The organism is Vreelandella lionensis, assembly GCF_002087295.1.
GTDB lineage: Bacteria > Pseudomonadota > Gammaproteobacteria > Pseudomonadales > Halomonadaceae > Vreelandella > Vreelandella lionensis.
The window spans coordinates 94,027-117,729 of the sequence record NZ_MWVI01000061.1 but is presented as its reverse complement, the minus strand read 5'-3'; the positions used below and the strand labels follow the sequence as shown (position 1 = coordinate 117,729).

At 56.8% G+C, this 23,703-nt stretch carries 14 protein-coding genes and 8 pseudogenes; 7 read left to right on the top strand and 15 right to left on the bottom strand.

Annotated features, from left to right (window positions below):
- Position 1 precedes the first annotated feature (1 nt).
- Positions 2-211, bottom strand: coding sequence for a zinc ribbon domain-containing protein (locus tag B4967_RS08165; RefSeq protein ID WP_054644977.1), 210 nt, complete (start codon positions 209-211; stop codon positions 2-4).
- Positions 212-349: 138 nt separating this feature from the next.
- Here B4967_RS08165 and B4967_RS08160 point away from each other — a divergent pair.
- A pseudogene (locus B4967_RS08160) lies at positions 350-779 on the top strand (DUF3617 domain-containing protein).
- A 68-nt stretch (positions 780-847) separates the two neighbouring features.
- Here the strand turns inward: B4967_RS08160 and B4967_RS08155 are convergent.
- Positions 848-3,987 (bottom strand): annotated as a pseudogene (locus tag B4967_RS08155) (efflux RND transporter permease subunit).
- Positions 3,987-5,054 carry an efflux RND transporter periplasmic adaptor subunit gene (locus B4967_RS08150; RefSeq protein WP_083024622.1) on the bottom strand — a complete coding sequence of 356 codons (1,068 nt, stop codon included), beginning with the start codon at positions 5,052-5,054 and terminating at the stop codon, positions 3,987-3,989. The pseudogene B4967_RS08155 and the gene B4967_RS08150 overlap by 1 nt, the downstream one beginning before the upstream one ends.
- A 184-nt stretch (positions 5,055-5,238) precedes the next feature.
- Here B4967_RS08150 and B4967_RS08145 point away from each other — a divergent pair.
- Positions 5,239-6,431: pseudogene (locus B4967_RS08145) on the top strand (BaiN/RdsA family NAD(P)/FAD-dependent oxidoreductase).
- A 122-nt stretch (positions 6,432-6,553) separates the two neighbouring features.
- Here the strand turns inward: B4967_RS08145 and B4967_RS08140 are convergent.
- From B4967_RS08140 to B4967_RS08125, 4 genes are all read right to left on the bottom strand, one after another.
- Positions 6,554-6,853 (bottom strand): YqjK family protein, encoded by a 300-nt coding sequence (locus B4967_RS08140; RefSeq protein WP_083024620.1) that lies wholly within the window; start codon positions 6,851-6,853, stop codon positions 6,554-6,556.
- Entirely contained in the window at positions 6,828-7,232 is a 405-nt protein-coding gene (locus tag B4967_RS08135; protein ID WP_083024618.1) for a phage holin family protein, read from the bottom strand. The genes B4967_RS08140 and B4967_RS08135 overlap by 26 nt, the downstream gene beginning before the upstream one ends.
- Positions 7,232-7,564: an ElaB/YgaM/YqjD family protein gene (locus B4967_RS08130; protein ID WP_083024616.1), complete on the bottom strand. Its 333-nt coding sequence runs from the start codon at positions 7,562-7,564 to the stop codon at positions 7,232-7,234. The genes B4967_RS08135 and B4967_RS08130 overlap by 1 nt, the downstream gene beginning before the upstream one ends.
- A gap of 75 nt (positions 7,565-7,639) precedes the next feature.
- Complete coding sequence (locus B4967_RS08125; RefSeq protein WP_083024615.1) at positions 7,640-8,671, bottom strand: phospholipase A; 1,032 nt, start codon at positions 8,669-8,671, stop codon at positions 7,640-7,642.
- 218 nt (positions 8,672-8,889) lie between these two features.
- Between B4967_RS08125 and mscK the strand changes: the two are divergent.
- Positions 8,890-12,183 (top strand): annotated as a pseudogene (gene mscK, locus B4967_RS21290) (mechanosensitive channel MscK).
- A gap of 3 nt (positions 12,184-12,186) precedes the next feature.
- Here the strand turns inward: mscK and B4967_RS08115 are convergent.
- The 3 genes and pseudogenes from B4967_RS08115 to B4967_RS08105 all read right to left on the bottom strand — a co-directional run bounded on the left by B4967_RS08115 (position 12,187) and on the right by B4967_RS08105 (position 16,251).
- Positions 12,187-12,938, bottom strand: a pseudogene (locus B4967_RS08115) (TlyA family RNA methyltransferase).
- Between the two features lie 35 nt (positions 12,939-12,973).
- Positions 12,974-14,998, bottom strand: a complete 2,025-nt coding sequence (locus B4967_RS08110) for a hypothetical protein (protein WP_083024613.1) — start codon at positions 14,996-14,998, stop codon at positions 12,974-12,976.
- A gap of 30 nt (positions 14,999-15,028) precedes the next feature.
- Positions 15,029-16,251, bottom strand: a pseudogene (locus B4967_RS08105) (ATP-grasp domain-containing protein).
- Between the two features lie 209 nt (positions 16,252-16,460).
- Between B4967_RS08105 and B4967_RS08100 the strand changes: the two are divergent.
- From B4967_RS08100 to B4967_RS08090, 3 genes are all read left to right on the top strand, one after another.
- Entirely contained in the window at positions 16,461-16,790 is a 330-nt protein-coding gene (locus B4967_RS08100; protein ID WP_009100748.1) for a DUF1820 family protein, read from the top strand.
- A gap of 85 nt (positions 16,791-16,875) precedes the next feature.
- Complete coding sequence (locus B4967_RS08095) at positions 16,876-17,511, top strand: TIGR04211 family SH3 domain-containing protein (protein WP_083024612.1); 636 nt, start codon at positions 16,876-16,878, stop codon at positions 17,509-17,511.
- A 59-nt stretch (positions 17,512-17,570) separates the two neighbouring features.
- Positions 17,571-18,203, top strand: coding sequence for a thiopurine S-methyltransferase (locus B4967_RS08090; RefSeq protein ID WP_083024610.1), 633 nt, complete (start codon positions 17,571-17,573; stop codon positions 18,201-18,203).
- Between the two features lie 9 nt (positions 18,204-18,212).
- Here the strand turns inward: B4967_RS08090 and B4967_RS08085 are convergent, their stop codons facing one another.
- The 5 genes and pseudogenes from B4967_RS08085 to cysP all read right to left on the bottom strand — a co-directional run bounded on the left by B4967_RS08085 (position 18,213) and on the right by cysP (position 22,766).
- Complete coding sequence (locus B4967_RS08085; protein WP_083024609.1) at positions 18,213-18,806, bottom strand: YajG family lipoprotein; 594 nt, start codon at positions 18,804-18,806, stop codon at positions 18,213-18,215.
- A 139-nt stretch (positions 18,807-18,945) separates the two neighbouring features.
- Positions 18,946-20,040 (bottom strand): sulfate/molybdate ABC transporter ATP-binding protein, encoded by a 1,095-nt coding sequence (locus tag B4967_RS08080; RefSeq protein ID WP_083024608.1) that lies wholly within the window; start codon positions 20,038-20,040, stop codon positions 18,946-18,948.
- Positions 20,037-20,865, bottom strand: a pseudogene (gene cysW, locus B4967_RS08075) (sulfate ABC transporter permease subunit CysW). Before cysW ends, B4967_RS08080 begins: the two are co-directional and overlap by 4 nt.
- Entirely contained in the window at positions 20,865-21,719 is an 855-nt protein-coding gene (gene cysT, locus B4967_RS08070; RefSeq protein ID WP_083024607.1) for a sulfate ABC transporter permease subunit CysT, read from the bottom strand. Before cysT ends, cysW begins: the two are co-directional and overlap by 1 nt.
- Positions 21,720-21,728: 9 nt before the next feature.
- Complete coding sequence (cysP, locus tag B4967_RS08065; RefSeq protein ID WP_083024605.1) at positions 21,729-22,766, bottom strand: thiosulfate ABC transporter substrate-binding protein CysP; 1,038 nt, start codon at positions 22,764-22,766, stop codon at positions 21,729-21,731.
- A gap of 218 nt (positions 22,767-22,984) precedes the next feature.
- On the opposite strand from cysP, the pseudogene rpe reads away from it, so the two are divergent.
- A pseudogene (gene rpe / locus B4967_RS08060) lies at positions 22,985-23,684 on the top strand (ribulose-phosphate 3-epimerase).
- The last annotated feature ends 19 nt before the right edge of the window (positions 23,685-23,703 follow it).

Here is a 23,703-nt window from a genome sequence, read left to right as displayed (position 1 = left end):
GCTACAGCACGTCGTCGTCACGTCCAGTGATGACGGCGTCTAGCTCTCCGGTCATTGGTGACACAATGACCTGTAGCTGGATGGGCGCGCAGCACTGATGGCAATCTTCCCAGGTGTCGTGGCTACCCTGAGAGGTATCGATCACAAAAGTGAGCGGCGTATCACAGTAAGGGCAGTGGAAATCATGATTAATTAGTGCGTCGTCGTGCATGGTTGTTGCCCTTTTCAGCGTTACACTCAATGTCATTGACAGCTTAGTGTAGCAGTGCTGTTTGCAAGCAGGCACCTGATCAACGAATCAGGTAGGATAATGACGAGTTTTCCCGAACCACCTAGCGAGATAAAAGCGATGATGAAACGGTACATGGCAGTTGCGGCCTTAGCGGCCTTCCCGATGGTTGCCCAGGCGGAAACACCTAATGTTACGCCCGGCGAGTGGGAGTTTGTCAGCGTGACTAGCGTCAGCGGCGATATGCAGATTCCCGATCAAACGGAAACCGAGCGTCAGTGCATTAACCAGGAAGCGCTAGAGGGGGCTGATTTTGGTTTTATTGAAGAGGAAGAAGGCTGCGAACTGCTGAACCAGGATATGAGTGCCGACGGCCTCTCCTACAGCATGGTATGCCGCGCTGAAGGTGGCGAAGCGACCATCGGCGGCGAAATGCGCTTCATGGGCGACCAGATCGAAGGCACCGTGGATATTCTGACGCAGTCTCCCCAGGGGCGAGCTGACCATCAATACCGCGATTGAGGGCGAGCGCATCGGCGACTGCGAATAAGCACACCCGTTGTGACGTTTAAACACTAAGGGCGCCTCGTTGGCGCCCTTAGTGTTTTTGGGGATGCGTTATCGCTCTGGCAACTCAAGCGGCGTGTGTTGAGCCGTAGGCGCGTTGGCGATCTCCTCTTCGAGCTGGCGCTTCACTGCTCCAGGCGAGCCAGAGTGGCGGGCCAGCAGGTCGTACGCCACGGGCACCACAAACAGCGTGAAGACGGTGGCAGCCCCAACCCCGGCCATGATGACCGTGCCAATCACCAACCGCGACTCCGCCCCTGGCCCGCTGGAGATAATCAGCGGAATAGCACCGGCCATGGTGGTCACGGCGGTCATCAAGATGGGTCGTAGGCGGGTCACCGAGGCCTCAATCAGCGCCGAGCGAAATGCCTGCCCTTCATCCCGCAACTGGTTAGCGAATTCTAAATGAGAATGCCGTTTTTAGCCGCCAAGCCAATCAGCAGCACCAAGCCCACCTGACTGTAAATATTCAGTGACTGGCCGCTCAGCAGTAGAGCCAGCAGGGCACCGCTCATGGCCAGCGGCACCGTGAGCATAATCACAAACGGGTGGATGAGGCTTTCGAACTGGGCGGCCAGTACAGGAATACAACCACGGCACCTAGCACCAGTAGGAACATCGTCGCGCCGCTTGCCTGCTGGAAATCCCGCGATGGCCCCGCCACGTTAGTTTGTACCTCTTCCGGCAGAATGGTATCGGCGGTGTCTTGCAGGTATGCCAGCGCTTCGCCCAGCGGGTAGCCATCGGCGAGGTTCGCTTCAATGGTAATCGCGCGCACGCGGTCAAAGCGGTTCAGCGTACTGGCACCGGCAAAATCTGACAGCGTGACCAGACTTGCCAGTGGGATGAGTTCGCCGGAACGCGCCGAGCGCACCTGAATGTTATCCAGTGAGCGCGGGCTGTTTTGGCGGCTGCGGTCACCTTCCACAATCACATCGTACTCTTCGCCATCATCCACATAGCGCGTTACGTTACGGCCACCTAGCAACACTTCCAGCGTGCGGCCAATCTCAGTCACGGTGACGCCTAACGCAGCGGCGCGCTCATAGTTAATATCGACACGCAGCTGAGGCTGGGTTTCGTCGTAGTTGCTCTCGATGGCGGTTAGACGTGGGTTGTTTTTCCGCACATGATTAATCAGCCGGTCGCGCCAGCGGGCCAGCTCTTCATAAGTGCCGCCGCCCAGCACAAACTGCACCGGTTTTTGGGTACGTTGGCCGAAGCCTTGCCGCATCACCGGAAAGGCCTGAACCCCAGGCAGTGAGCGTAGCTGATGGCGCACGTCGGCCATAATCTCCCAGGCGCTGCGGCGGCTGCCCCAGTCCGCCATATTGACGATGATAAAGCCGCTATTGAAGTTTTCGATATTACCGAAGCCACGCGGGGCACGAACCACCACGCGCTCCAGCTCGCCGCTCTCTACAAAGGGCGTCAGCCGCGCTTCGATCTCATCCATGTAATCCATCATGTAGTCGAACGGGGCTCCTTCCGGGCCGTTGACCAGCACGATAAAGTTACCGCGATCTTCTTGCGGGGTGTATTCATTGGGCAGCGCGGTGGCGAGCCACGCCGTTCCGGCAATGAGTAGGGCAAACAGGGCCACGACCAGCCATTTGGCCGTTAGTACGGCTTCTAAGGCTCGCTGGTAGCGGCGTTTGGTGCCGTCCAGCAGCCACTGCACGCCTTTCCCAATGCGGCTATCGTGCATGCCGGGCTTGAGTATTTTGGAGGCCATCATTGGCGTTAGGGTCAATGCGAGCAGGGTAGAGACGACCACTGCTGCTGCCATGGTGAGGGCGAACTCCGAGAACAGCCGACCAATATCGCCTTGCAGCATGCTCAGTGGCACAAAGACGGCGACTAACACTAGGGTGGTGGCGATCACCGCAAAGGCGATTTGCCGCGTGCCGCGAAAGGCGGCGACTAGCGGCGTCTCGCCATAGTCGTTCATGCGTCGGTTGATATTTTCGAGCACTACAATGGCATCATCAACAATCAGCCCGATGGCCAGCACCAATGCGAGCAGCGTGAGAAAGTTGATGGAAAAATCCATGGCTGCCAGTGCTGTAAACGCGCCAATCACGGCAATAGGTACTGTGACGGCGGGCACAATAGTGGTGCGAAGATTTTCCAGGAACAGAAAGATGACCACCACTACGAGTCCCCTGGCGATAAAGAGAGTCATGACTACCTGTTCAATGGCACCGGAAACGAACACCGAGGCATCATAGTTCAGCGTGAGCGACATCCCCTCCGGCCAGAGTGCCTTGAAGCCGCCCAAGCTCTTCTTGAACCGCCTCAGAAAGCTCAATCACGTTGGCGGTGGACTGCATGATCATCCCCAGCCCCACCATAGGCACGCCGTTGGCTCGGAAAACGGAGCGGTCTTCCACAGAGCCTACTTCCACCCGGGCGACATCCGATAAGCGCACTAGATAGCCGTTATTGCTTTGGGCAAGCGCTAAGCCTTGAAAGTCTTCAGCAGTGGCGAAACTGCGCGGCAAGCGGACAATAAACTGGCGGTCATCGGATTCGATAGAACCCGCAGGCAGCTCGACGTTTTCAGCACGTAGAGCGTCCTCCACATCGCCCACGGTGAGGCCACGGGCTGCTAATGCGTTACGGTCCAGCCATACACGCATGGCGTAATCCTGGCCGCCACCCACCCGCACCCTGGCGACGCCAGGCTGCACGGAGAGGCTATCCACTAAAAAGCGGTTGGCGTAATCGGTCAGCTCAGCAATCGAGTAGTCTGCCCCCGAGAGGCTTAGCCAAACAACAATCTCTTCGCTGCTGTCGGCTTTAGTGACTTCAGGATTGTCGGCGTCGTCCGGCAGGTTGCGCAGCGCGCCTGAAATGCGGTCGCGGATATCGTTGGCGGCGGCGTTAATATCCATGGTGATGGCGAACTCAATCTCAATACGTGGGCGGCCATCTTCGCTTTGGGAGGTAATCAGTTCGATACCTTCTACCCCGGCAATGCGGTCTTCTAAAGCTTGGGTAATGCGTGTTTCTACCACGCTGGCTGAGGCACCGGGGTAGCGGGTATCAATACTGACAATAGGCGGGTCAACCGTGGGGTACTCTTGCAGCGGCAAGCGGTTAAAGGCCAGCAAGCCAAAAGCAATAATCAGTGCGGCAATTACCATGGCCAGCACTGGCCGCTGAACGGAAATATCGGATAAACGCATTAGCGGTCAGCCTCCAGCAGCGAGCGAATGTCCGTGCTGTCGTCGGCAACGCCTAGCAGGCGAACTTCTTGACCCTCACGGGCTAGCTGCAGGCCATGAATCACCACCAAATCGCCTTCGCTAATGCCCTCTAGTACTTCTACTTCCCGGCTGCGGCGCTCGCCGATAGCTACTTCTCGGCGCTCTAAGCGTGTCGCATTCTCCTGCTGTTGAATCACCATCACAAAGTGGCGGTTGCCGCTAGGCTGAATCTCGGCTTCAGGCAGCACCAGCGTGTTGCGTACGCGCTGCTGAACAATGACCTCCATCAGCATGCCGGGCCGCAGCTTTAAGTCTGGATTGGCCAACTCGGCACGCACGCTAACGCTACGGGATACCGGGTCAATCCTTGTGCCAATGCTGGCAACGTCGCCGCGAAATACCTCGTCTGGGTACGCCGCCGTGGTGGCACTAAGACTTAACCCGGCGGATAGCCGCCCCAAAAATACCGCTGGTACGGTAAAATCGAGTTTCATTACATCTAGCTTATCTAGCGTCACCAACGCCATGCCGGGGGTGACGAGGGTGCCCACACTGACGTCACGAAATCCTGCGCGGCCGCTAAACGGCGCGTGTATCCGGTAATTTTCCAGTCTAGCTTCCAGAGCTTGGGCATCGGCTTGTGCTTGGCGCAGCTGGGATTGAGTGTCTTCTACGTCTGCTCTAGCCGCTAAGTTGCGCTGCTGCAGCTGCGAAGCGCGGTCAGAAGCGTTTCGCCGCTCATCGGTAATGGCCTGGGCGGCTCTTAGCAGTGCTTGCTCTTCGGCGTCTTCCAAACGAACCAGTAAACGACCGCGCTCTACCTGCTCGCCATCATCGAAGTTAATCTCTGCAATGGTGTCGGTTACGGTGGCCGATAAGGTCACGCTTTCATCAGCACGTAAGGTGCCTAGTGCTTCCAGCGGGTCGGACCAGGTCTCTGTCTCAACGTAATAACCAATCACAGGCGGCTTTGATTGTGCGCTGGCAATAGAAGCCCATCCAAGGAGTAGCAAGAGGCAGCAAAAGGAGCGTTTAAAAGCGATCATAAGTGTCTCAGTATTATTGAAATATTCCGCAATCGGCGATGATAGTAAGTCATTACCTGCAACATTGTTGAGGCGAATAGGCAGTATCTTGTGCGATTCTTATACATGAGTTTTTAAAATGTACAGTAGTTTGGCGCTTCTTACCTGTTAAAATGCCCGCCTTTTCACTCTGGGAGCCTCAGTTATGGTCTACGACGTCGTAGTCATTGGCGCAGGTGCCGCTGGTTTAATGTGCGCGGCACAGGCTGGCTATGCCGGGCGACGCGTTTTGGTGGTCGACCATGCGAACAAAGCGGGTAAAAAAATTCTTATGTCTGGGGGAGGCCGCTGTAACTTTACCAATCTTGATACAGCGCCTGGACACTTTTACTCTGAAAATCCTTATTTTTGCATTTCTGCATTAAAACGTTATCGCCCAGAACACTTTGTATCGCTGGTAGAAACCCATGGCGTTGAGTATGTGGAAAAAGCGCCAGGGCAGCTATTTTGCGCAGATTCCGCCAAAGAGATCGTGCGGGTACTCTTGACCGAATGTGAGTGGGCCGGGGCGGAGATTAAACTGAGCACATCCGTTTCTCGGCTGGAGCGTCAGGGTGAGGGGATGCGGTTGACCACGTCCCTGGGCACGATTGATGCAGGGGTGGTGGTCGTGGCGACCGGAGGGCTTTCCATTCCCACTATGGGGGCCACAGGGTTTGGCTACGATATTGCCCGCCAGTTTGGCTTAGAGGTGCTGCCTACCCGCCCAGGTTTGGTGCCGTTTACCCTAAGCGATAGCTGGAAAGAGCGGGCCGCCGGGCTTTCCGGGTTAGCGTACCCACGGCGGTGAGCTGCAAAGAGAAGCGCTTTGTCGAGCCGATGCTGTTTACCCATCGGGGGCTATCCGGCCCTTCTATGCTACAAATTTCCAGCGTATGGGAGCCGGGAAACGCTATCTCTATCGACCTCTTGCCGGGCGAAGACGCGGCTGACGCTTTGCGCCATGCGCGCCAGGAAACCCCTAAGCGGCTGCTGTCGACCTGGCTAGGCGAGCGTTTCCCCAAGCGCTTTGCTCAGGCGCTATTAGAGTGGTATCCCGATCAGCATTTAACTAGCCCGCTGGCGCAATATAGCAACGAAGCGCTAGATATTTGGGCCCAGCGGCTAAATCAGTGGCAGCTAAAACCTGCAGGCACCGAAGGGTGGCGCACGGCCGAGGTGACGATGGGTGGTGTCAGCACCGACGCCATTTCATCCAAAACCTTTGAAGTAAAGGATCTACCTCAACTGCGCTTTATTGGGGAGGTGCTGGATGTGACGGGCCAACTAGGCGGTTATAACTTTCAGTGGGCCTGGGCAAGCGGTGTGGCCTGCGGCCAGGCGTGGCTAACTTGCTAAAATGGAGCTACTAAAAAAGCCGCTACGGGGATGCCGTAACGGCTTTTAGAAGTACTTAAGGCCCTAGTAGTTCTTAACCTAGTAGTTCTTAAAATGGTTCTTAAAGATAGAGCAGTGAGACGCTAGGTAGCTATTTTAGCCAACAGCTTGAACTTACGCAGCAGCATATAGCCCGCTAGGGCTTTTCGGCCTACGACCATGGCGCCGCCCGGGTGGCGCATAATGCGCAGGGCCGCAATGCCGCCAATGGCGTACAGGGGAAGCTTGAGGCTTTTCCAGTTTCTGTCCAGCGGCGATGATGCCCGCTGTAGCGTGTCGCTATCGACTAAGATATCGATACGCTGTTGTTCCAGTTCCGCCAGCAGGGCTGCTTTGCGTTCTGCTCGGCTCGGTAGTTTAGCGGCGCTGTTGTGACGAGTCATCCTCATTCACCTCCAGCAGTGCACGGTCGGCGGCAAGCTGCTTTAACGTCTCTTTTAGCAGTGTATGGCGCTTGGCCTGACGCAGGGCAATAACTGCCAGCAAAATACTGAGAGCTATCAGTATACCAGCACTGACGCTAATTGCCGTTAATCGATAAGTATCCCAGAAGAGAACCACCACCAGCGCCGTAAGCGTGGCAACGCCTAATAGCAGGAGCAGTAGACTGGCACCCGCAAGTAACAGCAAAACCAGTAAACGCGCGCGCTCCTCTTCTAGCTCTAAAACCGCCAAACGCAGGCGCGTTTCACTGTTAGCTACCAGTGATTTCAGCAGGCGTTTGGCGGCAGAAAAGACGCGTTGGGTGGGACCCAAAGCCATTAGCGACGCCCGAGCAGCATACCAACGACAAGGCCAGCGGCGGCGCCAATACCGATGCTGGTCCAGGGGTTTTCATGGACATAACGGTCACAACACTCTGCCTGTTCGGAGAGCGTTTCGCGGGTGTCTTCGTAGAAACGTTCTCCGCGGGCTTCTAGGCGAGTGCGAGTATCTTTTAAACGTCGCTCGGCACGCTCACGCAGATCGCGCATTTCGCTGCTGGCGTCTTTGGAGGTTGCGTTCATCAGCTCTTCGACTGTTTCGCTGAGGTGACGCAGGTCTTCTTTCAACTGGTCAGCGCGTGCGGAGGTATCTGTATTACGTTTTGCCATGATGTCTTCCTTTGACGAGTAAATGAGTGACGACTTCAGCATAGCAGCCGCCACCTGATAGACAACCCTTGTCGTTTAACGGTTCAGCCCGGTGGCGCTAAATAGTGGGTTAAGACTAAAACCAAGGCTTAAACGGTGCACGCGATTATCGTAATCAATCATGCTTTCACCGTAGCCATAGTAGTACTGTACATGGGCGCGCACACCGTTAAACGCTGGCCAACTATAGTCAACCTGGGTGCCGTAGTTACCCGTGCTTGGATTGCCACGCAGTTGCCCCGCGAATTCATGGTTATTTTGTAAACGCTTGGCAAGACGAATATCCCCATAGCCGACAAAACGCTCGATATCCGGGTTGTCGTCATCGCTTTCAGACTCAGGTACGCGCCAGTGAGGAGCCAGCGTTAGCGCCCAGTCACCGCTCTGGAAGGTGCTCTCCAGATAGACACGATTCCAGCTACGCGAAAGCGGGTCGGAACGACCATTGGATTGGTGAATAAAAGAGATCCGGTTGCGAGTATTTACCCAGCCCAGCGCGCTCCAAGCGTTATCAAAGTCGATAAATATTTCGGGCTCGTAGTTGGTTTCCCGGAAGGGGGAGGAAGCATCGGTATTGTACGCTTGCCACCAACTGCGCTGAGTGTAGGCAAAATAGACATCGCCGATATCACCAAACACATTTTCAGCCATATTAAATTTGGCGCTAAATTGGAACTTCACCTCTCCGCTATTAGGCCTTACGTCTTCAGAAATGCTGCGGAAGTCCTCAGCATTCTTATTGGTGTTATAGCTGACAGGAAAAAGATAGTTGGTTCGGTGTGTGGTGATTGCAAACGGGTTACGCGACGACTCCTGCTCCAACTGGCGACGATCACTCAGGTCCTCCAGAGCAACTTCTTCCGGCAACTGCTTAGGAGGAACGCCTTGGGCTGCTTCCTCAGGTGCGTCAATTTGCTGCAGTTGCTGGCGCAGTTGATAAAGCTCGGTATTCAGTGCACGAATACGCGCTTCAATCTCTTCTTGGGTGTCGGCCTGGGCGCTCTGGCTGAGCATATCAGCACTTACCACCACCACTAGGCCGGTTAACAACAGTTTTTGGATAACCATCAACGTGGCTCACAAATTAAGGAAAGAGGTGCCAGCGTCGTTTCTATACATGCCGCTCGTGCAAGTCAACTGTCGATATCCCGCTAGCTAACTGGATTGCGCAACGACTGATAACCCCCGACAATGGGAATCTTGCCCGATTCGGCGGGCTTACATGTCAATGAGGCATAAGTAACGTGGTGAGAAATGCCATGAAAGCCGTCATTTGCTGCCTATACATGGTAGCGATGCTGGCTGGTCCCGCAACCGCTCAAACTATTGCGGTTGAGCGCGTCCCTCCTGAAGCAGAGCTAACTGAGCGCTTGGCGGCCATTGAGTCGCTAGATGCCGAATTAACCGCCGACCAAAAGCGTGACCAGGCGGCGCTGACCGCAGCACTGCAGGCCTATGAGCGCCTCAAGGCCATCGAAGAGCGCCAGCAGGCGCTAGAGCAGCGGGTGAATCAGGCACCAGAATTATTGCTGCGTTTAGAGCGCGAGCTTAATGAGGCCGAAGAGGAGAGCCAACAGCTTTCGGTCAATAACCTCAGTGATATGCCGTTAGAGGCATTAGAAGCCGAGCAGGCTGACGCCGTGATGGAGCTGCAGCAACTGCAGAGCCAGATGGCAGAGGTGAACTCCCAGCTGTTAGCTGCTCAAACGCTACCCGAACGGGCACAGCAGGCCATTTCCGATGCGCTACAGCGCGCTGAAACGCTACGCCGTGAGCATGATACTCGGGCTGCGCTGCTGGCGGATCGTCAGCTTTCGGCTCGCGAGGATGCACAGCTCATCCAGTGGCGCTTAGAGCGAGCGCTGGCAGAGCAAGAGGTCAGCCTGAACCAGCGTGAATTAAGTGCCAACAGCCGCCTGCGTGAACTGGCTCAACAGCGCCGTGACCTGCTGGCCCTGCAGATCGATCAGCAAGAGCAGCAGCTTAGCCTGCTGCAGGGCGTGATCGACCGCCAGCGACGCCTTCAGTCTGAGCAGGCCATCGCCGACGCCGCCAAAAATGACCCGCTCATCGCGGAAGGTCATCCCGTCGTGCTGAATGCTCAGCAGGTCAATCAAACGCTAAGCCTGGAGCTGCTGCGGGCGACGGACCGTGCCAATGGCATTGTGCGTGAAAACATCGAGGCGCAGCGTCAGTTAGAGCATGTTCGTCAGCTTCAGCGCAGCCTTAATTAGCAGATGGAGGCCATTCGCGGTAGTCAGTTGCTCTCTCGTATTCTCCGCGAGCAGCGCCAGTCGCTGCCTGCCGTAGTGCCCCGGCGCGATTTGCAGGATGAGATTGCCGACCTGCGCTTGAAACAGTTCGATCTTATTCGCCAGCGCGACCAGCTCCGCCAAGGGGAGCGGTTGGCTGCCCAGCGCCTTGAAGAGGGGGGGGTGGAGGTAACCCCAGGGCGGGTGGACTCGTTGACGCGGCTTTATCAGTCCCGCCGTGAGCTGGTGGAGCAGCTCGAGCAGGCCTACGGCAGCCTATTGAGTTCAGCCATCGAGCTACAGCTCAATCAGCAGCAGCTGCTCTCCACTACTCATGATCTACGCGCCACCATTGATGAGCAGCTGTTTTGGGTAGCCAACAGCCGCCCGTTGGATGTGAACTGGCTACGTCAACTGCCCAGTTATCTCACTCAGGAGTGGCATGAAGGGGAGTGGCGCGCGGTACTGCCTACCCGCTGGCGAGGGCTCTCTTGGGATATGTTGGTAGGCGCGCCGCTGCTACTTTTCGGTGTGATATTGCTTGCCCTGCGGGGACGCATTAAAACCCGCTTGGCGTTGATTCACTCACAAATTGGTCGTTTGAAAAGCGATACCCAGCTACACACCCCCAAAGCGGTACTGCTCAATGCGCTGCTGGCGCTGCCTGGGCCGCTGGCGCTGGCAGGGACGGGGGTAGCCCTGCGTACTGCGGAAGGCGGCCTTGCGCTGGGGCTTGCGCCCGCCCTGCTGCAGCTTGGGCTGAGCTGGTTCGTTGTTGCGCTCGGGCGGCGGTTACTGGTGCCTGATGGTGTCGCAGAGCGTCACTTCACCTGGGCGCCTGCTTACAATGTGCGGCTGCGCCGCCTGTTGATCGGCCTGGGGATTGCCCTGGTGCCGGTGGTTGCTATTGCTGCCATGTCCGAGCAGATGGAAACACCGCTGGCTCAGCGCCCGGTGGCGATGGCGCTGTTCATGGGCGGGCTGCTTGCGATGGCCTGGTGGCTGGCGCAGCTTATTCTTGCCCATGTGCCGATTTTTGGTGTGCGGCTTTTCAGGCTGATATTGGGTCTGGCGATGGCGGCTGTGCCCTTGGTGCTGCTTGGGTTAGTGGCGTGGGGATATGCGTATACGGCGCTCAGATGAGTGGCACGCTTTGCCATTACACTCTATTTACTGGGGCTTTGGGTGGTGGTAGAGGCGACGGTGGTGCGCAGTTTGGCAGTGGCCGCCCGTCGGTTAGCTTATCGCCGTGCGTTAGCCCGCCGCCGTGCGCAGGTACAAGAGGGTGCTGAAGGTGGGCTAGAGGTGGTCGAAGAGCCGCCGTTGGATATGGAAAAAATCAACGCCCAGTCGCTGCGGCCCTCTAAGCTTATTTTATTAATAGGTTTTAGCGCGCTGCTCTATCTGGTGTGGTCGGACCTGCTCGCTGTCTTGGGGTATTTAGATCAGGTATCGCTTTGGAATGCGGCTGAAGGAGATTTGGTCGACAACGCGCTATCGATCTCGGACTTTGTCACGGCGCTATTGGTGGTGGCCATCACCTTTATTTCGGCTCGCAATCTGCCTGGCCTGCTGGAGGTGATGGTGTTATCGCGCTTGGCGCTCAAGCAGGGGAGCGCCTATGCCATCAGCTCGCTGCTCTCTTACACCATTGTGGGAACCGGCATCGTGATGTCGCTGGCGTCCTTAGGCGTGTCCTGGGATAAGTTGCAGTGGTTGGTGGCGGCGTTGAGCGTCGGGTTCGGCTTTGGTTTACAAGAAATTTTTGCCAATTTTATTTCCGGCCTAATTATTCTGTTTGAGCGCCCTATTCGTATTGGTGACACCATTACCATAGGCAACCTGCACGGCACGGTGAGTCAGATTCGTATTCGGGCCACCACGGTGACCGATTTCGACCGCAAAGAGATCATTATTCCCAACAAGACTTTCGTCACGGATCAGCTCATTAACTGGTCGCTCTCCGACAATGTGACCCGCGTGGTGCTCACTTACGGGGTCTCACACGGTTCAGATTTGCCTCTGGTGCATAAGCTTTTGCGTCAAGCGGCCGATGAAAATGCCCGCGTGCTGGATGACCCTGAGCCGCAGGTGTTCTGCCTAAGTTACGGCCCTCACAGCCTCAATTTTGAGCTGCGTATTTTCGTCAATGACTTGTTAGACCGCCTGTTTGCGGCCGATGAGGTGAATTGCCGGGTGGATGAGCTGTTCAAAGAGGCGGGCGTGCGGATTGCCTTTGAACAGCTGGATGTTTTGGTGCATCCTGAGCAGGGAGAGTCGGTGAAAGTGCAGTCCAAGCCAACTCTCCCGCCTGCTACGTTGAGCTAACCGCTAGGGCTTGCTGGCGAGAAGAAGAAACTCCCGATTGCCGTCGCTGCCGGTAATTGGGCTCTCTTGCCAGTGGCTGATGGCGAGCCCGCACTGCTCGCAGGCGGTGCGTATTTTTTGCTCCACCTCCGCGTAGCGACGAGGGTCGCGCACGACGCCGCGTTTATCCAGCGCACCGGGGTCTAGCTCAAACTGTGGTTTTACCAGCGAAAGCAGCTGCCCGCTAGGCGGCAGTAGGGCGGCAATCTCAGGCAGAATCAGCGTCTGGGATATAAACGATACATCCATCACCGCAAGATCAATCGGCCGTTCGGCAAGCGTGCTCAAAAGTGCCTCTGAGGTGCTCATATGACGGGCATTGAGTCCTTCCAGGCAGGTTACTCGTGGGTCGCTGCGTAAGTGGCTTGCCAGCTGGTCGTGGCCGACTTCCACGCCTATTACGTGGCGTGCGCCAAAATGCAGGGCGCAGTCGGTAAACCCGCCCGTGGCTGGCCAATATCCAGCACGCCTTTATCCTCTAAGCGCATGGCTAACGCCTGTAGAACGCCTTCTAGCTTTAGCCCTGCGCGTGAGGCGTAGCGCTCTTCTGGGTCCTCTTCCACGCGGAGCGGGGCATCGGTCGGCCATTTTTCAGAGGGTTTGCTCAGCAAGGTGCCGTCGCTTAAAAAAACGCGCCCGTTTTTGATCAGCCGCTGGGCACGGGTACGAGAACTGGCCAGCCCTTGGCTGACCAGCAGTTGATCGAGTCGTATCATCTTGGTCGTGTCTGTAGTGTTTGGAAGGCCCCGTGTTAACGGGGCCCTTGGTCGGCCTGCAGGTCGGTCGGTGGAATGCGGGTCGCCCCCCAGCTGCGGTGCAGAAACCCTTTTACGCGCGCTAGCTCTTCATCGGTCACTGTGGCTAGCTCGCCTCTTTCCAACGGGTCGTAGTGGTAGATATAGAGACGCGAAGTGAACTGCTCAAATGGCAGAGAGGCTTCGCCAAAGCGCTCGCCGTTGCCGGACGTGCTGACCTTAACGCCGTCGCCCCAATCCTGACCGCTGTCGTTATTGGGGTTGTAGAAGTAGACCCGCATCACGTCGTTGGGGTCGAGGGAGGCCCGCAAAATCGTAATGGCATGCCAGCCGATAAACCGCGCAGCGCTATCGGTGACTGCGATACCGGCAGGCTGCGGATGAATCAGCGGCTGGTTGCCGTTGTAGTAGGGGTGGTAGCTGGCGTAGAAGTGACGAATGAATGTATCCACTTCACAGAGCTTACCGGTGGCGACATCGACGTTAATACTGAACCCGCGGCCAGACCACCAGCCGTGAAATTCGGGATTCACCCAGCGGTGGGGATCGCCTTCCCGGCCAATGCAGCGCCTGCCCATCTCCGCGTAAATACGGTCCAGGTGAGGCACCACGATTAGTGATACCGGATCAAGATCCATCGGCAACTGGGCGGCCACGCCAGATACGCTCTCGCTAGAGGAGATCGGCTGCCCCTCGAAGTGCATAATAATCTCATCATCCCGAGCGGCCCAGGTCACCATCTGTAACAGGTAGTCCGGATCGTTATAGGCCCACATGGAGAGAGCACGCGCCGATTGGCAGGTGGGGTTGTTGCCCTGGCCCACGCCCAGCGGCAGGCCCAGCATGCACAGCACTCCTTCGATGAGTCGGGCGCGGGGTGAGGCAACCTCGCCATAGGCAAGCGTCAGGCGTCCTTCTGCCCACTCAGAGAGCTGAAGGTTGAGCTGACGCCACATGGCCGGTGCCACAGGTGGCTGATAAAGAATGCCGCGTTCTAACAATAAGGCCAGCCCATACACCGCTTGTGCCGTCGCCGGGTAGACGCCGCTGCGAATCAGCGCATGCACCAACTCGCGGTAGCACAGCAGGCAGTCGCGGCCAGTAGAGGAGAGCCCCAGCGCCTCTGAGAGCAGATGGTCGCCCTCTTCCAGCAGGTAGCGTAAAAGCACGGCATGGTAGGGGGATACTAAGCCGGTGTCGTGCATGGCACGGGCAAAGCCGGTGGATTCCGCCTGGAGCGTAGCGTTATCCATGCGCTCAAGGCGAGCGCGATACACCTCAAGTCCTGGATCTTCGCGGCAGGCCTGGGTGGGGCCATACAGCGAGCTAACTAACCTGTCAGCTCCTTGTCCGCTGGCTCCCAGGTCAATCTCCGGGTTGGCCTGGCACAGCGCGATCTGGGTGATCATTTGTTTAATCGCATCGACCTGGATGGGGCGCTGCTTGAGAATGCGCCAGATCTCATCAATCAGCTGGTCGATAACGTGCTCATAGCCGATGCGCTCGGCTAAGTGCTGAAACAGTTGGCGGGAGATATTCGCCAAGCGCCCTTGGGTTTCCCGCTCGGCTTCGCTGGGCGCATTGAAAATCAGCCATAGGTTGATCGCCATTACCTGGGTCAGGTAGTGGTGGGCATGCTCTTGAGAAATTAAGGTGTGGGCGTAATTGTCTTTTGCCACGGCCAACAGCCGCAGTTCGCTCAGCGCTTCAATCACCACCACATTGGCATCGGCGCTTTTAAGCGAGTAGGTCGTCACTGTGGGGATTAGGTACTGTGGGGTTTCCCAATCCGACCCGGCAAAAATGCCAGCGGATTCAAACTCCGCCGCGCGCTGCTCAAGAGCGGCGCAGCCGCCCGCTTGCATGAGTACGCGACGGGCAGTATCAAGTACGCGTGGCAGCTTTGCGGGTTTAGAAAAGGCAGGCGCCTGCGAAAGCAGGCGCACCGCATCATCAAATTTGCTCAGCAATCCATTGAGCTTGCCATCTTCAGTGGAAGAGGCCTCTTGCTTGGTCGTCACGGTGACTCCTTATCCCAGCCTTCGCAAGGATTATACATAGAAGTCGAGATCTTCTTGGCGTTTTAGCAGATCGCGAATTGTATGCGCATCCTCGCCTTTAAAGTAGATCAACCCCCAGTGAGTGCCAAAGGCGGTGCGTTTCGTGACGGTCTCTTCTACCGGCGAGGTCAGTTCGTGAGACTCGAAGTAAGGGTGATCTTCTGTCTCTTCTGGAATCTCTAAGCGGCTCACTACCCGGCGGCGCGGATAAACGCCAAAGCAGCCCGCGAAGCCGTCGGCATCGACGATCTCTTTCGGGAAGAACGCGGCCACCTCTTCTTTGGTGCTTTTCGGATCGAAGACGAGCATGGAGGCTTGATAAGCATTGAAGCCGTAGACCCGCTCCAGTAGCTCAAACACTTTGAAGCCCGGCGGACGATAGGCCACTTCGCCAAAGTACAACTCACCGTCGCTGGTCACGAAGTATTCGGGGTGGATCAGGCCAAACTCAATATCAAACGCTTTGATCAGTTTTTCGATCTGTGCGGTGATCTGCTCGCGGTACTTTTCCAGCTCTGGCGAGGCAGGCACAAACACCGAGTAGCCCAGCGTGACGTACTCTGAAATGTTCAGGAAGGCGATTTTGCCATCGTGAATCCACGCTTCTACCGCAAATTCCCAGCCATCCAGGTGCGACTCCATCAGTACCGGAAACTCTTCATCCGGGATGGTATCGACTTCATCGGGGGTACGAATGACCCGGTGGCCCAGGCAGCCCGCTTTATCAAACGCTTTTAGGTGGATGGGGTCGTTGGGGTCGCCATCGAGTTTCAGCAGCGTCTGGTTGACACGCTTGAGGAAGAGAATCACGTCCTCTTTATCGTGGGCTTCTTCAAAAATACCCACGCGAATGCCGCCAAGCTGGGCGCGGCGCTTCATTAGCGCTTTGTCACGCAGCAGCAGTGACTGGCCGTAAAGGCGTGGGTTATCCAGCAGCACCGAGTTAATGGCACCTGCCCACTCAACGGTTTCCTCGAATAAGGGGATGGCAACGTCGACGCCTTTCTCTTTCAGCGTTTCGGCGATTTCCATGGAGCGGTCATTCAGGCGCTCGAAATTCCAGGGTACATACGGGATGTCGTGTTTTTGGCAGTACTCTTCCGCCCAGTCGGGTGCAACACGATGTAGCGGCGGTCAAAATTCTCCGCAGCTTCGATCGCATTGAGGCTCCAGCCTAAGAGGGCGATATAGCCCTTATTGGGATCCTTTTGCATGATGGTGACTCCTATGGGTAGATGAATTTTCTTGCCAACCACTCACTTCACCATACACGACCAGGGCCATCATCGGCTAATTAGCACACTCTGAAGCGAAAATGGCAGGGAATTAGCTCCCTTTGGTGATGTCTGCTAAAGGGCAACCCGCGAGTATGGTAGGCTTGCTGCTTAACATTACGTTCAAGTGGCAAGAGGAATAGGCCAAGATGGCGGCCAAGCCGATCTACCGTGTGGTGGTTCACCAGCAGGGTGAAATTTGGGATTTATACGTCAGAGAGATCTTTCAGAGCGAACTCTGGGGCTTTATTGAAGTCGAGGAGTTTGTCTTTGACGATGCGTCGCGAGTGGTGGTGGATCCAGGAGCGGAAAAACTGCAGCGAACCTTTGAGGGTGTGAAGCGTAGTTACCTGCCTCTTAACGCCATTGTGCGGATTGATGAGGTAGAGCGTGAAGGCCCCCTGAAGGCCGTGAAAAGTGATGCTCGCGTCGCAGAGTTTCCTCGTCCCTTCCCGTTACCGCCCCGCGGGGAAGGGTAAGCGCTTTAGACACGCGCAACGCTTTGAGCGATACGCGCGGTGGCTTCGTCGGCCACGCGCGTTTTTATGATCAGGACATGACGTCATGCAAGTAGATAAATTTCGCAGTAATTGTTATGCCGCCGCAGTTGGCATGCTGCTAAGCATGAGCAGCCAAGCGGCATTCGCTCAATCCGATAACCAAGCCTGGGTCAGCGATGAGCTAAGTACCTACGTGCGCAGTGGGCCGACAGATGGTTATCGCATTGTGGGAACGCTCAATGCAGGCGAGCAGGTGGAAGTGCTGGAAACCAGCGGTGATTACACCCGGGTGCGCAGCAATAGCGGCGATACGGTGTGGGTTTTGAGCAATGAGCTTCAGCAAACGCCTAGTGCTCGTCAGCAATTGCCCGAGCTGCAGGCCCAGGTGGAAGAGCTGACCCAAGAGCTTGACGGTATCAATGGCACGTGGGAGCAGCGGGTCTCTTCCATGACCGCCACGCTTGATGTTCGCGAGCAGCGCATCGCAGACCTGGAAGCGAGGAACCTTGAGCTGGATAACGAGGCAGAGCAGTCTCGCCAGCAGGTGCGAGCGCTGCAGGCACGTCTGGACACTCAAGAGGAAGACTTGCTGATGCGCTACTTTATGTACGGTGGCGGTGTGGCGGGCGCTGGCCTGCTGGTGGGGCTGATTGTGCCGCACTTGCCGCGCCGTCGTAAAAAGCGTGACCGCTGGTTCTAAACAGTTAGGTTTTTAGGATAGTAAGAGTTAGGTTTTTAGGATAGTAAGAGGGCATGTCCATGGAGAATTCCTGGCGGCAGCGTTGGCAAGAGGGCCGGATAGGCTTTCACCTGGAGGAGACCCACCCGGCACTGTTGAAGTATTGGCCAACGCTAGGCGTGCCCTCTGGAGCCAAGGTGTTGGTGCCGCTATGTGGAAAGAGCTTAGATATGCGCTGGCTCGCGGACCAAGGGCACCCGGTGTTGGGCATAGAACTTGCCCCGGAGGCTATCGAGCAATTTTTGGCCCAGCGTAGTGGCGGTATCTCTCGTTATACTCAGGCAGGCTTTGATGTGTCCCGCCAAGGCAGTGTAGAGCTATGGTGCGGTGACTTCTTTCACCTGCATATTCAGCAGGCGGCGGAAGTGGAGGCTTTTTACGATCGTGCATCGCTGATTGCGCTGCCACCGGCTACCCGCGAACGCTACGCTTTCCACTTGGCTCAGTTGGTGCCACCGGGAGCGAAAGGGCTGCTGGTGGGGTTAACCCACGCCGATGGCGATGCCGGGCCGCCATTTAGCGTGCCGGATGAGGAAATTGAGCGCCTGATGGCGCCCAATTTCCGTATCGAGCGATTAGCGCACCTACCCGCCGATGCCCGTGGCCGAAGCGAAAGCATCTGGGCGCTTGAGCGGCGCGGGCCACGGGTTTAATTATCCCCCTTAACGGGCGAGAAGCCGACCCAGCTCTGGGTCGCTGAACGCCCGGTTTAGGCCATCGCTAAGCAAGTCGTTCAACATCCGTGTATTGGCATCTTCACCCGGTTTAAGCGCATAACCTTGGGTGCGACGTGACGTATATGTCCCGGTATACGTCGTGCCCTGGTTCTGCGCGATGGCCCGGAAAACCCCTTCAATACGCGCTTCATCAATTAGCGGCTGCCCGCTGTCGCCGCGGCCATAGTGCAAGCTGGCAAGTTCCAGAGTCAGGCTGGGGCGGCCTTGGGCGGCTTCACGGGTGGGGGTAAACCCCATATCGCGTGCGGCACGCTCCGCTTCGGCCTGTAGGCGCGGAATCAATTCATGGCTGCTTACGGTAATCTGCGCCGTCGACATGTTGCCGCCCGTGCGCGTGCCAATCACTTCGCCTGGCCGCGCATCGACGGCCACCACGGTCACTTGCTGACCCGAGCCGGTTTGCGGCACGTTAGCGCTACGGGTGGGGTTTAGCTGTAGGTATTGAGGACTTGCACAGCCTGCCAGCAATAGGGTGGTTAACAACGCACCAGACGCGCGTAAAAAGTGACGCCGACGCATAAAACTCTCCGCAATCATTGTGGTTAAACGATAAACATACCTGTCGCAACAAGGTATTAAAAAGCAAAGCGTTAAGAAACAAGGCATGGCAATAATCGCGGCAGTATAGCGTTGTGCTAGCCTGCCGCGCTAGCAATCCTTAAGCCACTCGTGCCTGCTGCTCAGGTGTTTTAGCGTCTTCTTTAAAGCGATGCCACTGGCGCGGGTGAGCAAACAAGCGCTGCCCCCGGCGCATGTGCAGGCGCTCAAAATCGGCGTGGCGAACGGTGGCTAGCCACGGTTTTGCCAGCCAGTCGGCCTCGAGTTCCACGCGTACTTCGGCACCGACCGGGGAGATAGCGGTAATCGTCACCGGCAGGTGGCTTTCAGCGCTGGGTTCTTCCGCCAACCGCACCTCATGGGGGCGCAGCAGCAGCTCTTCATCGCCATCGGGTAAGTCCACGTTGAGATGCGCATCGCCGCAGGTCAGCATGCCATTGCGCACGCGGCCCTCTAGGTGGTTCACATCACCCAAAAACTCAAATACAAAGCGGTTCTTCGGCGCGCGGTAGAGGGTGTCTGGCGTGTCGATTTGCTCGATACGGCCGTTACTCATCACCACCACACGGTCAGAAAGCTCCAGCGCTTCTTCCTGGTCGTGGGTGACGAACACACTGGTAAAGTTCAGTTCGTCGTGCAGGCGGCGCAGCCAGCGGCGAAGGTCTTGGCGAACCTTGGCATCCAGGGCGCCAAACGGCTCGTCCAGCAGCAGGGCGGCAGGCTCTACAGCAAGCGCGCGCGCCAGCGATACGCGCTGCTGTTGCCCACCCGAGAGCTGGGCAGGCAAGCGGTTGGCTAAGTGCTGTAGCTGCACCATCTCAAGGAGCCTGAAGACTCGCGCCCGAATTTCACCGTTGGAGGGACGGCGCTTTTTCGGCATCACCGTAAGGCCAAACGCCACGTTGTCATAAACGCTCATATGACGAAACAGGGCGTAGTGCTGAAAAACAAAGCCGATGCGGCGGTCGCGTACATGCACATTGGTCACGTCGCGGTCGCCAAAAAGAATTTTACCCGGCTGCGGCGAGCTATCGGCGTTCTCTAAGACAGCAATGATACGCAGCAGGGCGGTTTTGCCCGAACCAGAAGGACCTAGCAGACCTACTAATTCACCTTCGTGAATATCCAGGCTAATCGGTTCAAGCGCCTGGGTGTTGGCAAAGTGCTTGGCAATATTCTGTAAGCGAATACTCATGTGTATGCCTCCCGGCGCGATGCGCGCCATTCAAGGCCTGCCTTGGCCGCAAGAGTTAACAGGGCAATCAGGGCCAGCAGGGCGGCGCTCGCAAACGCACCCACGGCGTTGTAATCCTGATACAGCTGCTCAAGGTGCAGCGGTAGCGTGTTGGTTTGCCCACGAATGGCCCCTGAGACAACCGAGACCGCGCCAAATTCACCCACCGCGCGGGCGTTGGTAAGGATGATGCCGTAGAGCAGTGCCCAGCGAATGTTGGGTAGCGTGACCCGCCAAAACGTCGTCCAGCCGGAAGCGCCCAGCGTTACGGCGGCTTCTTCTTCCCGTGAGCCTTGGGCCTCCATGAGAGGGATTAACTCTCCCGCCACAAAGGGGCAGGTGACGAAAATGGTGACCATCAGAATGCCCGGCCAAGCGAACATCAACTGAATATCGTGAGTATCGAGCCAACTGCCAATCCAGCCGTTGCGGCCATACAGCAGTAGATAAATTAAGCCAGCGACGAGAGGAGAAACGGCAAACGGAATATCAATCAGCGTTTGCAGAATGCGCCGCCCTGGGAAGCTAAAGCGCGTCACCAGCCACGCCAGCGCGACGCCAAACACCAAGCAAATGGGGATAGTCATTAACGCACTGACCAGCGTAAGGCCAATGGCGTGGAGGGCGAAGGTATTGCTCACGTTTCCCCCAAAACACCGCCACACCTTGGGAGAACGCCTGAGCAAAAATAGCCACCAACGGCAGCAGTAAAAATAGCGCAGACAACAGTAGGGCTGCGCCAATTAATAAGCGCCGCACTAAAGGCGCATCACCAATCCGGCGCATTATCCTTTACCTCCATGCAGGCGACGCACAAAGCGGCCCTGCCAGATATTGATGGCGAGCAGCAGCGCCAACGAAACAAACAGCACCACCGAGGCAATGGCAGACGCCCCGGCGTAGTCATACTCCTGCAGTTTGACGAAGATCATCAGCGCGGTAATTTCGGTTTCGTAAGGCATATTGCCTGCGATAAAAATAATCGCCCCGAACTCACCTAATGAGCGTACGAAGGCAAGCCCGGTGCCGGTGACGAGCGCGGGCCATAGATGCGGCATAATCACACGGCGAAACGCCACGCCGTCGGTAGCACCCAGGGACATCGCGGCTTCGTCCACCTCGGCAGGCAAATCTTCCAGCACCGGCTGCACCGTGCGCACCACGAAGGGAATACTGGTGAAGGCCATCGCCAGGGCAATCCCTACCCAGGTATACGCGATCTGAAGCCCCATCGGCTCGATGATACTGCCTACCCAGCCATTACCCGCATAGAGCGTGGCCAGGGTGATGCCAGCCACGGCAGTGGTCAGGGCGAAGGGGAGGTCCATCAAGGCATCGAGCAGGCGTTTGCCAGGGAACTCATAGCGCACTAGCACCCACGCCAACAGTAGGCCAAACACTGCGTTCACCAGCGCCGCCACGGCTGCCGCGCCGATGGTGACCATATAGCTGGCGACGAGGCGGCCTTCGGTGATGATGGCAAAGTACTCGGCCAGGCTTAGTTCAGAAAGCTGGCCAAACAGCCCGGTAATGGGGAGTAGCAGTACCAGCGAAATAAATAGCACGCTGATACCCATAGATAGGCCAAAACCCGGCAGCACGCGTGTGCTGCCGGATCGCCAAAATGCTAATTGGCTCATGGGGTTCCGTTAACGACGTTGCAGTTGATCAAGCAGAGCACCGCCTTCGAAGTGGTTCTCCATCGCTTCTTCCCAGCTGCCGAACACGTTTTCGACTTCAAACAGTTCGGTATCGGGGAACTGGTCGGCAAACTCTTCTACCGCAGTGACGTTATGGACACGGTAGTTAAAGCCTGCCAGCTGACGCTGGGCGTCTTCGGTATAGAGGTACTCTAAGTAGCTTTGGGCTAAGTCGCTGTTGCCGTTACGTTCGGCGTTTTCACCCACCACCGCGACCGGGAATTCCGCCAGAATGCTCACCGGGGGGACGATTCCTTCGTAGTCCTCGCTGCCGTATTCGCTGCGGATGGTATTCACTTCAAACTCAAAGCTGATCAGTACGCCGCCAATGCCGCGCTCGATAAAGCTGGGTGTGGCACCGCGACCGCCGGGGTCGAATACCGCTACGTTGCGCAGGAAGGTGCGCATGAAGTCTTGGATCTTCTCTTCATCTCCATCGAATTCATTCTCGGCGAAGCCCCAGGCAGCCAGGTACGTGTAGCGGCCGTTACCGGAGGTTTTCGGGTTCGGGAAGACCATCTGCACGTCTTCTTTAACGAGGTCATCCCAGCTTTCGATGCCTTTCGGGTTGCCTTTGCGCACCAGGAAAGCGGTGGTGGAGTAGTAGGGCGAAGCGTTGTTCTCAAACGCATCCTGCCAATCCTCAGCCACCAAGCCTGCATCGGCTAGTACTTGAACGTCGGTGACTTGGTTAAACGTCACTACGTCCGCACGCAGGCCCTGCATAATGGCGCGCGCCTGGGCAGAGGAGCCACCGTGGGACTGGCTGATAGCGATCTCTTCGCCATGCTCCTCTTCCCACCACGCCTGGAACTCCGGGTTAATCGCGGCGAACAGCTCGCGGGCGCTGTCATAGGAGGAGTTCAGTAGCTCGCGCTCCTGAGCGACGGCGGCGCTGGAGAAGGTCATGCCAGAAACGGCGGTGCCAACGGCAACGGCCAGTAGGGTACGGGGAAGGCCAGTACGGAATGCAGAGGATAGCGTCATTGCAGACTCCTTAATTCTGGGGGCGATTTAGTCGCGATGCCGTTAAGGTTAAACCTAGGATTGTGGAATTCCAATTGTGTTTTATATTCTATTTGGAAATATCTGTTTAAGGATATGCATTGACGGCAAGCGTGCTGCATGACCGTCACGTGTAATAGGGCTTCGTGTGTGGCTCTGGTAAGATGGCCCCTTTATTTTTATTACCTGAGGACCCCTTCATGCGCGCTGCACAGGATTTTTTGATTGCCCCTTCGATACTCTCCGCTAACTTTGCGCGGCTGGGCGAGGAGGTAGACAACGTGCTAGCGGCCGGCGCCGATGTGGTTCATTTCGACGTCATGGATAATCATTACGTGCCGAACCTGACTATTGGGCCGATGGTATGTAAGGCGCTGCGCGACCATGGCGTAACGGCACCCATCGATGTGCACCTGATGGTGAAGCCGGTGGATCGCATGATTAGCGATTTTATTGAGGCGGGTGCCAGCTACATCACTTTCCACCCCGAAGCCTCTGAGCATATTGATCGTTCGCTGCAGCTGATTCGTGATGGTGGTTGTAAAGCGGGGCTGGTGTTTAACCCGGCCACGCCGCTTTCGTATCTTGATTACGTAATGGACAAGGTCGATATGGCGCTGCTGGTGAGCGTCAACCCCGGCTTTGGCGGCCAGTCGTTTATCCCCGGTCACGCTGAACAAGCTGCGTGAGGCACGGGCGCGTATTGACGCTTCGGGCTTGCCCATTCGCTTGGAGATTGATGGTGGCGTGAAAGTCGACAACATTGCCGAGATCGCCGCCGCCGGTGCCGACACCTTTGTAGCGGGTTCAGCGATCTTTAACGCCCACCAGGCAAGCGACCCCCACGGCTACGACAGCGTAATTCAGCAGATGCGCGCGGAGCTGGCTAAGGTTCGCTGATACGGAAGGCGCGCTAAGA

Excerpts from the sequence above, each read along its gene's own strand:
- B4967_RS08165 (WP_054644977.1), bottom strand. The coding sequence starts at position 211 with ATGCACGACGACGCACTAATTAATCATGATTTCCACTGCCCTTACTGT.
- B4967_RS08150 (WP_083024622.1), bottom strand. The coding sequence starts at position 5,054 with ATGATCGCTTTTAAACGCTCCTTTTGCTGCCTCTTGCTACTCCTTGGA.
- B4967_RS08140 (WP_083024620.1), bottom strand. The coding sequence starts at position 6,853 with ATGACTCGTCACAACAGCGCCGCTAAACTACCGAGCCGAGCAGAACGC.
- B4967_RS08135 (WP_083024618.1), bottom strand. The coding sequence starts at position 7,232 with ATGGCTTTGGGTCCCACCCAACGCGTCTTTTCTGCCGCCAAACGCCTG.
- B4967_RS08130 (WP_083024616.1), bottom strand. The coding sequence starts at position 7,564 with ATGGCAAAACGTAATACAGATACCTCCGCACGCGCTGACCAGTTGAAA.
- B4967_RS08125 (WP_083024615.1), bottom strand. The coding sequence starts at position 8,671 with ATGGTTATCCAAAAACTGTTGTTAACCGGCCTAGTGGTGGTGGTAAGT.
- B4967_RS08100 (WP_009100748.1), top strand. The coding sequence starts at position 16,461 with ATGGCGGCCAAGCCGATCTACCGTGTGGTGGTTCACCAGCAGGGTGAA.
- B4967_RS08095 (WP_083024612.1), top strand. The coding sequence starts at position 16,876 with ATGCAAGTAGATAAATTTCGCAGTAATTGTTATGCCGCCGCAGTTGGC.
- B4967_RS08090 (WP_083024610.1), top strand. The coding sequence starts at position 17,571 with ATGGAGAATTCCTGGCGGCAGCGTTGGCAAGAGGGCCGGATAGGCTTT.
- B4967_RS08085 (WP_083024609.1), bottom strand. The coding sequence starts at position 18,806 with ATGCGTCGGCGTCACTTTTTACGCGCGTCTGGTGCGTTGTTAACCACC.
- B4967_RS08080 (WP_083024608.1), bottom strand. The coding sequence starts at position 20,040 with ATGAGTATTCGCTTACAGAATATTGCCAAGCACTTTGCCAACACCCAG.
- cysT (WP_083024607.1), bottom strand. The coding sequence starts at position 21,719 with ATGAGCCAATTAGCATTTTGGCGATCCGGCAGCACACGCGTGCTGCCG.
- cysP (WP_083024605.1), bottom strand. The coding sequence starts at position 22,766 with ATGACGCTATCCTCTGCATTCCGTACTGGCCTTCCCCGTACCCTACTG.